Here is a 12469-nt window from a genome sequence, read left to right on the forward strand (position 1 = left end):
TTCGGCCATGCGACGGATTAGTCATGAAAGACGATCAGCTGACTCCAGGGCGCCGGGTGCTGCTCCGCGCCGCCGCCGTCCTCGGCCTGACCGCCACGGCGGGCTGCGCGGGCATGGACCGGTCGGCCGCCCCCGGACCCACGGCCCCCGGACCCACCGCCACCGCAGGAGTGCCAGCCGCGGGCCCGCAGGCGGCGCGCGCCCTCAAGCCCTCCGCGTACCGCCTCCAGCCCATCGCCGGATACGGACCCCAGCGCGCCGCCCGCGCCCTGCCCCGCGTGCGCAAGGCGCCGATCCTGCGCATGCCGGGCCGCGACCGCTCGATGGTGCTGACCTTCGACGACGGGCCCGACCCCCGTTACACCCCGCACATCCTGCGGACCCTGCGCAGGCACGACGTCCGCGCGATGTTCTTCGTGTGCGGCGAGATGGCCGTCGACAACAAGGACCTGCTGCGCGAGATGGCCGACGACGGCCATGTGATCGGCAACCACACCTGGAGCCATCCGCTGCTGCCGCGCCTGGCCCGGACCGCGATGCGCGACCAGATCGAGCGCACCTGCGACGTCATCGAGGACGCGACCGGCGATCCCCCCGAGTGGTTCCGTGCCCCCTACGGCGCGTGGAACCGCAACGCCTTCCAGCTGGGCGCCGACCTCGGCATGGAGCCGCTGGCCTGGACCGTCGACACCCTCGACTGGACCGAGCCGGGCGCGCGGACCATCGTGCGGCGCGTACGGGCGGGGGCCGGACCGGGCGTCGTGGTGCTCTCGCACGACGCGGGCGGCGACCGCTCGGGCAGCGTCACCGCCCTGCGCGAGTACCTCCCGGAGCTGCTCGACTCCGGCTACCGCATCACGGTGCCCAGCCGCGCCATGGTCTGAGTCGCCCGGGTCCGGGCCGCGTCGGGGTCCGGGGCGTTCGCCCGTCCGTTCGGTGTGTCAGCGCACGGCGACCAGGCGGGCGAACACCACGACGTTCCCGTCGTACCCGGACTGCTTCGAGAAACCGCCGCCGCAGGTGATGACGCGCAATTCGGGAGTCCCCGCGTTTCCGTAGACCCGCTTGCCCGGGAAACCCTCCTTCTCGAAGACCTCGATGCCGTAGATCTGGAAAATCGCCGTCTTCTTGTCCTTGCGCGTGACCTCGACGTGATTCCCCTTCTTCAGCGAGCCGAGGCCGTAGAAGACCGCGGGTCCCTGCTGGTTGTCCACATGGCCGACCACCACCGCCGTGCCCTTCTCGCCGGGGGAGACGGCGCCGGTGAACCAGCCCGCGAGGTTCGGGTCCTCGGGCGGCGGCGCGTCCACCCACCCCTCGGCGTCCAGGCCCACCGGCATGATCGGGGCGTCCACCTGGATGCCCTTGATGCGCACGCGCTCGGCCGGCGAGAACGCCAGGGGGGCGGGGGCGCCGGGGACGGCGTCGGGCGCGCGGCCGGCGGCAGCGGCGGAGGCGGGCTGCGGCGGGCCCACGTCGAATTCCCCCGAACCGTTGCGGATGAGCGCGAGTCCGGTCAGCAGGACGAGTGCCATCACACCCCACGGGGCGCGCTTCTTCGGCTTTTCCTCCTCCTGGAAATCCTGGAAGTCGAACTCATCGGCCGGATGGGACGAAGGCATTCTCTATCCCCTCTCAACGCGGCATGCGCACCGCGTCCGTTGCGCGTACGAAAACGCTAAGCGCGGGGCGCGCGGCGTGCGAAAGGGCGGGAGCGAACGGGTGGCGGCCCGGCGCGGGTGCGCCATCCGAGTCGCCCCCGGCAGGAAATTTCTGACGGTCCGTGACCTGCGGCGATGGCGCATCGCGCACACGCCTCTCGGCGTGTCGTCTCACCGGTACGGCCGATAGCCGAAATGCGGGCCCGCGCACGGCATCTGAGGGTCAGTCTGGGAGGCGCTCTCTCGCCGATCGACCGGGGACGGTAGCCCCGGGGCGTCTTCCGCGGAGGATTGCCATGCGTACTTCCCGTATGCGGACCACTCGTGCCCTCGCGGTCGCCGCCGCGGCCGTCGGAGCGGTCGGGCTCGCCGCGCCGGCCGCGTCCGCGTGGGCCGACCCGACCAACATCGTGGCGATGCCCAGCGTGATCCCGAGGGGCGGGCACCTGACGGTCACGGTCGACGGCACGTCGTGCCAGTCCGGCGGGAAGGTCAAGTCGCCCGCCTTCCCGGAGACGAGCCTCCAGGCGATCCCGGGCGGCAGCACGGCGAGCGCGACCGCGACGATCAACGCCGACGCCACGCCGGGCGCGTACGACATCACCGCCATGTGCGGCGGCAAGGAGCTGACCCGGCCCGCCGCCTTCACGGTCATCCACGGCGGTGTCCGCGGTGGCCTCGGCGGCAGCTCGACCACCGGGGCGACCAGCACCGACATGGCGATCGGCGGCGCCCTCGTGGCCGCCGCCGTGGTCGGTGGCGGGGTGTTCTGGATGCGCCGCAGGGCCGAGAACAGGGTCTGAGCAGCGCGCCGGGCCGGCGCGTCCCCCTTCCGAGCCGCGCCCGGCACCTTCCGCTCGCACGGCACGCGACGCTCGCACGGCGCGTGACCCGGCACGGTGCGTGACTTCGCACGGTGCGTGACGCGCCTCGCCCCCGGGACCGGAGACGTCCCGGGGGCGAGGCGCTGCCGAGGGCCGGTCAGGAGTTGTCCTCGCCGGTGCGGCGGCGGGTCTTGTAGTACGCGGTACCGAGGGCGCCCAGGATCAGCGCGCTGCCGAGGGCGATCTCGTGCAGGTCGAGCCCGCCGAGGCTGCCGCCGATGCCCGCCTTGACGCCCTTGTGGACGGTGTGGCCGCCGTCCGGGCGGCCGGTGGCGATGGTCAGGTCGGTCTTGTCGCTGCCCGGGTTGCTGCCGTTGCAGGTGAACGTCACCTCGTACATCGCACCTGGTTTGGCGTCCCAGAACACCTGGGCGGTGGCCGACTTCTGGCCCTTGGGGATGGTGGTGTCGTCGAAGACGCCGGAGGTGACCTTCGTGTCGCCGTCGCAGCCGTCGACGTTGAGGGTGACCGTGCCGCCCGCGGCGATCGTCGTGGGGGAGACGCTGAAGCCGAACGCGGTCACGTTCTCCTCGCCCGTGACGGCCGCCGAGGCGGTCGGGGCCGTGAGGGTCAGGGCGGTGGCGGTGAGCAGAGCGGCCGAAGCGACACGTATCGCGCGCATGGTGGATCCTCCGGGTCCCCGAGGAGCAGCTGCGGACCTTCTTCCGCTGACGCCTGAAATGCACCTCGATGCCCGAAACGCTAGGGATGGATCCCCGCGGTCGCGATCGGTGTCGCGCGAACGGGGCAATGGTGTGGGCCGGACAGGGGAACGGCCCGGCGCGCCGCGCCCGGCGCACCCCGACGGTGTGTCAGGACTCCCGGAGTGGACCGAGCCCCCGCCGGTCCAGCTCCTCGGCGAGGATCCGCACGGCCTTCGGGCCGACCCCGTGCATCGCCAGGAGGTCGGACGCCGAGATGGCGGCCACCCGCTCCAGCGTCGTCAGGCCCGCGCCGCACAGCGCCCGCGTCGCCGGTCTGCCGATGCCCGCGGGCAGGTCACCGCCCGGGACGTCCGCCATCGCCTCCGCGGCGCCCAGCGCCGCGGCGAGCCGCTTGGGGGCGCGACCGAACCACGCAGCCCGGACGAGCGCGTTGAGCTCCTTGCCGTCGACGGCGGCCAGCGGCACGCGGAAACCGATCGGCGTACCGCCCCGGAGGAGCCGCTCACCGCCGGGGTGCGCCGCCACCGCGGCCTCCGCCTCGTCGTCCGGCAGGCGGAGCTGGACCCGGCCGTCCTTCGTCACCGAGGCGAAGCTCTTGCCCCGGACGGTGAAGGCGACCATGCCGAAGTGGGTGCCCTCCTCGACCTCGGGGAGGGCGAGGGCGGCCTTGCGCAGCTGCGTCACGGTAGTCATGGCTCAGGGTGTCAGACCGATGTGCGACGCGAGCCACGGCAGCTGCTTCTGCAGGCCGGGTCGCCACACCTGCCAGCTGTGGCCGCCGGGCAACTCGACGAGCCGGACCTTCATGCCGGCCTTCCGCGCCGCCGCGTAGACCTTGAGGGCCTGCGGGCGGTACGTCGAGTCGTCGGTGCCCGCCACGAACGTGCCGGCGGTGTCGGGGAACTTCTCCCGGGCCATCACGTCCATCGGATTGACCTTCTCGAACGCCGCCTCGTCGCCGCCGAACGCCGCGTCCACGGTCTTCTTGCGGCTGCCGAGCGTCGGTTCGTCCTGACCGGAGATGTCGACGAAGGTGCCGTAGCGCTGCGGCGCGTTGACCGCCATCTGCAGGGAGCAGGTGCCGCCGTTGGAGAGTCCGGAGACCGCCCAGTGCTCGCGGCCCGTCGCCGCCTGCAGATGACCGGCCGCCCAGGCGGGCACGTCCTCGGCGAGGTACGTCTGCACCTTGCCCAGCTCGGAGTCCATGCACAGCGGGTTGTCGAAGGGGGAGCCCAGCGGGTCGACCACCAGGACGATCGGCGCGAGGCCCGCGTGCGCGGCGGCGAAGTCGTCCATCATGTCCGGCAGCTGGCCCGAGGTGATCCAGTCCTGCGGTGAGCCCGGCTGGCCCGCCATCAGGACGAGGACGGGCAGGAGGGGTCTGGGGGAGGCGCGATAGGCAGGGGGCAGATAGACGTACGCGTCGCGCGCCTTGAAGCCCGACTTCGTGCCCGGGACCGGGGCGGTCGACACCGTGCCCTTGGCGGGCAGCCCGGCCGGGGCCTTCCACACCTCGGAGAGCGCCGTGCCCTTCGGCACGTCGAGGACCGGCTCCTTCTTGCCGGTGGCGTCCTTGAGGCTGACAGTGCCCTGGGGGCCGAGCATGGTCCGCAGGGTCGGGTAGTTGTCGTAGTGGATGTTGACCTCGGACAGGCCGAGGACCACGACGAGCGCGCCGGACAGCAGTGCCCCCGCGCGGCCCCGCCAGCGCAGCGTCGGCATCCGGAACAGCGCCAGGCAGACCCCGAGGAGCGCGACGCCGATCCACAGCACGACATCGCTGGGGAGCTTGTCGGGGAAGGGCTGCCACCAGTCGTCGACCGTCAGCTTGACCAGGAGGGTGAGCAGCGCCGCCGCGACCACGGCGAGCGGCAGGAGCCGGGTCCACCAGCGGAGGTCGCGCGAGAAGAGGAGCGCGGCGAGTGCCGCGCAGCCGAGGATCCGTACGACGAGCGGCACCGCGCCGTCGACCAGCGACCAGTCCAGCGGCCCGGCGGCCGTCGGCAACCGCTCCACGCGCGTCCCCGTTCCGTTCGGTGCCGTTCGGTGTGGCACGGACTGGGGGCCGGCCAGACGGCCGGCCCCCAGGGAGGTAGGTGAGCGGACCGCTCTGCCTTGAGCTACAGCCCCGCGCAGTGGAGCTGGGTGGACTTGAACGCACCATCTGCCCGCTCAGTGCAAACCCTAGCAAGCATGATGAATGCCGCAATTCGGGTCGGTGCCTTCCGTGTGGCCCGGTGCCGGTCCGTCCCTGTGCGGCCTACGCACCCGTCCGTCTCCGTGCGGCTTACGCACCCGTCCGTCTCCGTGCGGCCTACGCACCCGTCCATACGTGGGGACCGCCGCGCCATTCGACGAGGTGCGGGTCGTCGAGCGCCATGTCGGCCTCGCCGAGTCCCGCCCGCCGCAGGAGCTGCCTGAGGTCGAGGTCGCCGTGGGCGACGCCGACGTCCCGGCCGCGCACGGTGACCCGCCGCCCGCCGTCGGCGGCGGGCGGGTGGACGACGATCGGTGTCTGCCAGGCCATGCGACCAGAGTGCGCCGAGCGCGGGCGCGGCGCAGCACGGTTCACGGCCAATGCCGGTGACGGATCCCCTGGCGCGGCGCCGGTCGCCCGTCAACGGCCCCTGCGGCGAAGGGCGTTGACGGCATTTCAAGATCCCTGTCGTACTGTGGTGCCGACCGCACGGAGAATCGCACGGGGGAATCAACGTGGAACAGGCGTCCCGGGCCGCTGAGGCGGCCCTCGCGAAGGTCGTGGTGGTCGTCCCCACGTACAACGAACGCGAGAACCTGCCGCTCCTCGTCGCCCGGCTCACCGCGCTGGGCCTGCCCGGACTGCACGTTCTCGTCGTCGACGACAGCTCGCCCGACGGAACGGGTGACATCGCCGACGGGATCGCGGAGGCGTCCGGCGGCACCGTCGCCGTCCTGCACCGCACCACGAAGGACGGGCTCGGCCGCGCGTACGTCGCCGGGATGACGCGCGCGCTCGCCGACGGCGCGGACGTGGTGGTCCAGATGGACGCCGACCTCTCGCACCCGGCCGAGACGCTGCCGCTCATGGTGCGCACCCTGCTGGCGGACGACGGCGTCGCGCTCGTCATCGGCTCCCGCTATGTGGCGGGCGGCGCGCTCGCCACGGAGTGGGCCTGGCATCGCAAGGCGCTCTCGGCCTGGGCGAACTTCTACGTCAACGCCGTCCTGCGGCTCGGCGTCAAGGACGCCACGGCCGGGTTCAAGGCGTGGCGGGGCAGCGCGCTGGAGGCGGTCGACCTGCCGTCGGTGCGGAGCAACGGCTACTCCTTCCAGGTCGAGATGAACCACCGGGCGGTCCGCCGGGGCCTGCGGATCGTCGAGGTGCCGATCACTTTCGAGGAGCGGGTCAACGGCACCTCCAAGCTCAGCCTGCGGGTGCAGGCCGAGTCGGCGATCACCCCCTGGAGGCTGCGCTTCGGCCGCCGGGGCACCCGGAGCTGACGGCTCCCCGCGCCCCGGCCGCCGGGCTGCTCCCGATCAGCTCCCGATCCCCGGGAACAGCGCGTGGAAGGGTTCCGCGGTGGCCGCGACCCCCCGGCTGTAGGGCGCGTCGAAGTCCCAGATGAGGAACAGCAGGAACGCGAACAGCGCGGAGAACAGCCCGGCGAGGGCCAGTTCGCGCGCGGTGCGGCGGATCTGCAGGGCGAAGATCATGCCGATGGTGACGAGACCGCCGGCGATGAGGCCGAACCACACCACGCCCGGCATGGTCGCCCCCGCGCTGTCCTCGCGCGCCCCGCGCGCGTCGTCCGCGACCGCCACCTGGTCGACCAGCGGCTGGTACGCCTGCGCCTCGAAGTCCGACTTCGGCCGGTAGTCGGTGACGTCGTGCCGCACACGGGCGAGCAACTGCGCGCCCCGGTCGGTCAGTTCACCCTTGGTGGCCATGGTGTCCCACTCCGTGGTGACGACATGGCTGACATAGGCGTGGACATCGGTGCGAATGCGGTCCCGGACGTCGTCCGGGTAGACCCGCGCCCGCTCCGAGACCTCGTGCAGCGCCTGGGCCTCCACGCGCACGTATTCCTGGGCGGAACTGCGGCCCTCCCAGACGCCCGCGATGGCGAGGCCCAGGACGATGGCGTAGACGACGCCGATCATCATCGTCATGTACTCGATGACGTCCGGCGTCTCGGACGCGTCGTAGTCCGCGCCCGTCCTGCGGTGCCGCAGCACGGTCACGAGCAGCACGACACCGCAGGCGGCGGCCATCGCGAGGGTGAGAACAAGCCATTCCGACATGAGACCTCCGGCGGTCAGCGGGGGCGCAGCGCGGCGACGGCGAACACCGCGGGGGCCGTGATGAGCAGGGTGAGCGAGACGAGGGACGGGCCGCTGCGGTGCGGCGGCTTGCGCGGCGGCGCGTGATACGCCGGGTACGTCACGGGCGGCGGCTTGCTCGCTCTGCGGTGAACGGGTGCCTTGGGCCGGTGGGCAGGTGCCTTGGGCGGCGGGGTCGGCGTCGCCGCCGGCGGGGGCGGCGGGGCGGGTGCGGGCGGTGGCGGTGGCGCGGGGGACGGCGGGGGAGCGGGTGCCGGTGGGGGCGGGGGCGGCTTCTTCGCCTTGGGCGGCGGGGGCGGCGGCGGTGGCGGGGGAGGCGGCTTCGGGCGGTGCGTGGGCCCGGCGTGACAGTGGGCGCCGTCCCCCGCGACGGCCACCGTGCCGCCGCCCGCGGAGCCGTTCCCGTCGATCGAGGCGTACGCGCAGCTGTCGGCGAGGGCCGCGCCCGCGGCCGACGACGAGCCGAGCGCCAGAGCCAGTGCCAGGAGTACCAAGACGCGTGTGACAAGGGGCGATATCGCCCGTGGAGATCCGTGCACGACGGAGAGCATGGGCGGCCCGCGCGCCCCGTACGCCGCCGTCGCCCCCGATTGACCCGAAGGAAGGAGATGCCGGTGCCGTTCGTTTGACGGCGTACGCCCCCGGGCGTGGCCGAATCCATGCGGTGCCCCGCGGTGCGGTGCCGCGCGAAGAATCTTGCGGAGCCGTTGAACGCGGCGGCCGTTCCCACTCGTACCTAGGGCCATGTGTGACGCAACAGGGCGCCACAACATCTCAGTCGACAGCGGGAGTTGGACATGCGGCATGTATCAGGGGGTTCCCCCCGGGCCTGGCGGAGCGCCTCGCTCGTAGCGGCGGCTGCGGCCCTTCTCGCACTGACGACGGCGTGCGGCCAGGACAAGGGCGAGCAGTCCCCGAACGGGCAGAGCGTGGGGAACCAGGCGCCCGCCGCGGCCGACGGGTACGGATCCGACGACGGCTACGGCGCGGACTCCGGCGACGCGGCCAAGGGCGCGGGGGCCAAGGCCAAGTCCGCCGGGCAGCTCTCGGTGTGGGACAGCAAGAAGCTCGGCGAGGTCGTCACCGACAGCGAGGGCTTCACCCTCTACCGCTTCGACAAGGACACCGCGCAGCCCCCCAAGTCCGCCTGTGACGCCGCCTGCCTGAAGGCCTGGCCCGCCGTGGCCGCCGACGGCGCCAAGGCCGCGCCGGGCGTCGACGAGTCCCTGCTCGGCGAGGTCACCAACGCCGACGGCACCAAGCAGCTCACCATCGACGGCTGGCCCATGTACCGCTATGCGCAGGACACCAAGCCCGGCGACGCCAAGGGGCAGGGCGTCGGCGGCACTTGGTACGCCGCCGCTCCCGACGGCAAGAAGGCCGCGCCCGCGACCGCCGACGCCACCCCCGTCGACCCGGCGGGCCTGTCCACCCGCAAGGACCCGAAGCTCGGCGAGATCGTCGTCGACAAGAACGGCATGACCGTCTACCGCTTCACCAAGGACTCCGCCTGGCCGATGAAGTCCGCGTGCACCGGCGCCTGCCTCGACAAGTGGCCCGTGGTGGCCCCCGTCGGCAAGAACGACACCAAGGGCATCCTCAAGAAGGGGTTCGTCGTCTTCGACCGCCCCGACGGCAAGAAGCAGCAGACGATCGACTGCTGGCCGCTGTACACCTTCTCCGGCGACAAGAAGCCCGGCGACACCAACGGCCAAGGAGTGGCCGGAACTTGGTATGCCGCGAGCCCGGAAGGAAAACCGGTGGGCGTCGCCAGGTAATCGACCTCGGCGCACGGACGGACCGGTCCGTTCCCTCCCATATCACAGGGAGGGGACGGGCCGGTCCGTGGTGTGGGAGAAGGCACTTGCCAAAGGCAGTGACCGAGAACGGACGACCAATTTCCGTTTTGACTCGCTCCCTTGGCGGACGATCAGTAGCCTCACCCTCGAACATCGGATCGCCCGTGCCACCCCCCTATGCCTTGGAGTCTTGATGGAGCGTCCCGCCTGGGCACCGCTCGGCATCGACATCGCGATGCCCAGCGTGTCCCGCATCTACGACTACTACCTGGGCGGCTCGCACAACTTCGAGGTGGACCGGGAGGCGGCCCGCAAGGCGATGGAGTTCATGCCGGGGCTGCCGAAGGTCATGCAGGCGAACCGGGCCTTCATGCGGCGCGCGGTGCGGCACGCGGTGGACCGGGGGGTCACCCAGTTCCTCGACATCGGCTCCGGCATCCCGACGTTCGGCAACGTCCACGAGGTGGCTCAGGAGGCCAGCCCCGAGGCCCGCGTCGTGTACGTGGACCACGACCCGGTCGCCGTCGCGCACAGCAGGGCCGTGCTCGACGGCGACGAGCGGACCGCGGTCGTCTCCGCGGACCTGCGCAAGCCCCGGGACATTCTGGGCAGTTCGGAAGTCGCATCGCTCCTCGACCTCGACAGGCCCGTGGCCCTTCTTCTCGTCGCCGTCCTGCATTTCGTCGAGGACGCGTACGATCCTTACGCGGCGGTCGCCGAGCTGCGGGACGCCACCGCGCCCGGCAGTCTGGCCGTCATCACCCACGCCTCGTACGAAGGGATTCCGGTTCCCCCCGAGCAGGCCGGCGGGACCGTCGGTGTATACAAGGACATCCGCAATCCACTGATCATGCGCTCACGCGACGAGATCGCACGGTTCTTCGAGGGATACGACATGGTGGAACCCGGCCTGGTGCCGATGCCGCACTGGCGGCCCGACACCGCGCCCGAGGAGGAGGATCCGTATTCCTTCTCGGGATTCGCGGGCGTGGGACGGAAGCGTTGACCGGCGAACAGGACGGACCCGAGGGGAGACTCCGCCGGTTCGCCACCATCTGGAGCCGCGCGATCTTTCCCGTGACGGCCACCTCGCTGACCCGTCCCGAGTTCGAGCAGCAACTGGTCCCGCTGGCCCGACGGTTGAGCGACGCGCTCCAGGAGCGGATCTTCGACGCGGCGGAGAGCCAGGCCGTCGGCGCGGCCCTCATCGGCACGCACTGCACCGATCCCGAGGCGCTCAGCCGCACGCTCGACTGCGTCGACGCCTACCTGGTCCTCTACTGCGGCGGCGACGGCCCCCGCGAGGAGCTGCGGGCGCGCTCCGCGCGGATCCAGCACGCGATGGCCGCGGGCTTCGCCCAGGCCCTGCGGGAGCGGACCCTCGCCGAGCAGGAGGCGATCTCGCGGGCCGCCCTGAGCGCGCGCAGCGCCGTCGCCGAGGCGCTGCACGCCAGCGAGGCGCGCTTCCGCGCGGTCTTCCACGGCGCCGCGATCGGCATCGGGATCGCCGACCTCGACGGCACGGTTCTCGAGGTCAACGACGCGCTGATCCGCATGTTCGGCGGCCTCGAACACCAGCTGCGCGGACGGAACGTGGGGGAGTGGACGCACCCCGACGACTCGCCCCACGTCTGGAAGCTCTACGAGGAGCTGGTGCGCGGCGAGCGCGAGCACTACCGCGTGGAGAAGGCCTTCTACCGCCCCGATGGGACGGTCCTGTGGACCAACCTCACGGTGTCGCTGCTGCGTGACGCGGACGGTGCGCCGCAGTACCAGCTGGCGCTGATGGAGGACACCACCGAGCGCCGGCTGCTCAATCTGCGCCTGCGGTACGAGGCGACGCACGACGCGCTCACCGGGCTGCCCAACCGCACCCTGTTCTTCGAGCGCCTGGAGAAGGTGCTCGCCGCGGGCGAGGACGCCCGCTTCGGGCTCTGCTACCTCGACCTCGACGGCTTCAAGACCGTCAACGACAGCCTGGGACACGCGGCCGGCGACCGGCTGCTCGTCGAGGTCGCCGACCGGCTCCAGTCCTGCGCGACCGCGCCCGGCGAGATGGTGGCCCGGCTCGGCGGCGACGAGTTCGTGGCCCTCACCACCGGCCCCGACACCCAGCACGAGGTCGACGAGCTCGCCGGACGCATCATGAACGCGCTCGCGGCCCCGATCCGCGTCGACGGCCGCGAGCTGACCGTGCGCGGCAGCATCGGCATAGTGGAGGGCCCGGCAGGCGAGCGCGGCGCGGCCGAGGTGCTGCGCAGCGCCGACATCACGATGTATCGCGCGAAGTCCGCGGGCGGCAACCGCTACGAGCTCGCCGACCCCGAGGCCGACGCCCGCGCCATCACCCGGCACGGCCTGACCACCGCGCTGCCCACGGCGCTGGAGCGCGGCGAGTTCTTCATCGAGTACCAGCCGCTCGTGCACCTCGGCGACGGCAGCGTGCGCGGCGCCGAGGCGCTGGTGCGCTGGCTGCACCCGCAGCACGGCGTCATCGGACCCGACCGGTTCATTCCGCTCGCCGAGCACACCGGCCTGATCGTGCCGCTCGGCCGCTGGGTCCTGGAGGAGTCCGTGCGCCAGGCCCGCCTCTGGGAGTCGCGGCACAGCGACGCGGGACCGCTGCGGATCAACGTCAACCTCTCGCCCTGCCAGCTGACCCACCCCGGTCTGGTGTCCGACACGGTCGACATCCTGGAGCGCGAGGGCCTCGAACCGGGCGCGCTGTGCCTGGAGGTCACCGAGTCCGCGCTGATAGGAGCCGACGACGACTTGCTCAAGCCGCTCCGCAGACTTGCCGAAATGGGTGTGGACATCGCGCTCGACGATTTCGGTACGGGCTACTCCAACCTGGCCAATCTGCGCCGTCTGCCGGTGAGCGTGCTCAAGCTCGACCGCTCCTTCACCCAGGGCATGCAGCACTTCCCCGCCGACCCGGTCGACCTGAAGATCGTCGAGGGGATCGTCGCGCTCGCGCACAGCCTCGACCTCGCGGTCACCGTCGAGGGCGTCGAGACGGGCGCGCAGGCCGACCAGCTGCGGGAGCTGGGCTGCGACACGGCGCAGGGCTGGTACTACGCCCGCCCCGGCCCGCCCGACCGGCTCCACGAGCTGGCGCTCGCGGACGCGACGGGCTGAGC

The 12469-nt window shown here is 72.2% G+C and carries 13 protein-coding genes; 6 read left to right on the forward strand and 7 right to left on the reverse strand.

All coding sequences use genetic code 11. The annotated features are described in order from the left end of the window. Positions 1 to 23: 23 nt before the first annotated feature. Positions 24 to 884, forward strand: a complete 861-nt coding sequence (locus AB0L89_RS05945; RefSeq protein WP_365134946.1) for a polysaccharide deacetylase family protein — start codon at positions 24 to 26, stop codon at positions 882 to 884. 57 nt (positions 885 to 941) lie between these two features. On the opposite strand, the gene AB0L89_RS05950 is transcribed toward AB0L89_RS05945, so the two are convergent. After that, entirely contained in the window at positions 942 to 1622 is a 681-nt protein-coding gene (locus AB0L89_RS05950) for a class F sortase (RefSeq protein WP_365134949.1), read from the reverse strand. Positions 1623 to 1972: 350 nt separating this feature from the next. Here AB0L89_RS05950 and AB0L89_RS05955 point away from each other — a divergent pair, with 350 nt between their 5' ends. Continuing rightward, positions 1973 to 2464, forward strand: coding sequence for a hypothetical protein (locus tag AB0L89_RS05955; RefSeq protein WP_365135595.1), 492 nt, complete (start codon positions 1973 to 1975; stop codon positions 2462 to 2464). 178 nt (positions 2465 to 2642) lie between these two features. On the opposite strand, the gene AB0L89_RS05960 is transcribed toward AB0L89_RS05955, so the two are convergent. From AB0L89_RS05960 to AB0L89_RS05975, 4 genes are all read right to left on the reverse strand, one after another. Then, positions 2643 to 3167 carry a hypothetical protein gene (locus AB0L89_RS05960; RefSeq protein ID WP_365134952.1) on the reverse strand — a complete coding sequence of 175 codons (525 nt, stop codon included), beginning with the start codon at positions 3165 to 3167 and terminating at the stop codon, positions 2643 to 2645. Positions 3168 to 3357: 190 nt separating this feature from the next. Continuing rightward, positions 3358 to 3903: an MmcQ/YjbR family DNA-binding protein gene (locus AB0L89_RS05965; RefSeq protein ID WP_365134955.1), complete on the reverse strand. Its 546-nt coding sequence runs from the start codon at positions 3901 to 3903 to the stop codon at positions 3358 to 3360. 3 nt (positions 3904 to 3906) lie between these two features. Beyond that, positions 3907 to 5226 (reverse strand): alpha/beta hydrolase-fold protein, encoded by a 1320-nt coding sequence (locus tag AB0L89_RS05970; RefSeq protein WP_365134958.1) that lies wholly within the window; start codon positions 5224 to 5226, stop codon positions 3907 to 3909. A 298-nt stretch (positions 5227 to 5524) separates the two neighbouring features. Continuing rightward, positions 5525 to 5737: a hypothetical protein gene (locus AB0L89_RS05975; RefSeq protein WP_365134961.1), complete on the reverse strand. Its 213-nt coding sequence runs from the start codon at positions 5735 to 5737 to the stop codon at positions 5525 to 5527. A 185-nt stretch (positions 5738 to 5922) separates the two neighbouring features. On the opposite strand from AB0L89_RS05975, the gene AB0L89_RS05980 reads away from it, so the two are divergent. Further along, entirely contained in the window at positions 5923 to 6690 is a 768-nt protein-coding gene (locus AB0L89_RS05980; protein ID WP_365134964.1) for a polyprenol monophosphomannose synthase, read from the forward strand. Between the two features lie 36 nt (positions 6691 to 6726). On the opposite strand, the gene AB0L89_RS05985 is transcribed toward AB0L89_RS05980, so the two are convergent. Together AB0L89_RS05985 and AB0L89_RS05990 are read right to left on the reverse strand one after the other, a co-directional pair. After that, a complete protein-coding gene (locus AB0L89_RS05985; protein ID WP_365134967.1) occupies positions 6727 to 7491 on the reverse strand; it encodes a hypothetical protein in 765 nt (254 codons plus the stop codon). Between the two features lie 14 nt (positions 7492 to 7505). After that, complete coding sequence (locus AB0L89_RS05990; RefSeq protein WP_365134970.1) at positions 7506 to 8024, reverse strand: hypothetical protein; 519 nt, start codon at positions 8022 to 8024, stop codon at positions 7506 to 7508. Positions 8025 to 8327: 303 nt separating this feature from the next. On the opposite strand from AB0L89_RS05990, the gene AB0L89_RS05995 reads away from it, so the two are divergent. The 3 genes from AB0L89_RS05995 to AB0L89_RS06005 all read left to right on the forward strand — a co-directional run bounded on the left by AB0L89_RS05995 (position 8328) and on the right by AB0L89_RS06005 (position 12467). Further along, on the forward strand, positions 8328 to 9308 hold the full coding sequence (locus AB0L89_RS05995) for an SCO0930 family lipoprotein (RefSeq protein ID WP_365134973.1): 981 nt from the start codon (positions 8328 to 8330) through the stop codon (positions 9306 to 9308). Positions 9309 to 9522: 214 nt separating this feature from the next. After that, positions 9523 to 10335, forward strand: a complete 813-nt coding sequence (locus AB0L89_RS06000) for an SAM-dependent methyltransferase (RefSeq protein WP_365134976.1) — start codon at positions 9523 to 9525, stop codon at positions 10333 to 10335. Beyond that, positions 10332 to 12467, forward strand: coding sequence for an EAL domain-containing protein (locus AB0L89_RS06005; protein ID WP_365134979.1), 2136 nt, complete (start codon positions 10332 to 10334; stop codon positions 12465 to 12467). Before AB0L89_RS06000 ends, AB0L89_RS06005 begins: the two co-directional genes overlap by 4 nt. Positions 12468 to 12469 lie beyond the last annotated feature (2 nt).

Origin of the sequence: Streptomyces sp. NPDC052114 (assembly GCF_040680155.1) — a bacterium.
Taxonomy (GTDB): Bacteria; Actinomycetota; Actinomycetes; order Streptomycetales; family Streptomycetaceae; genus Streptomyces.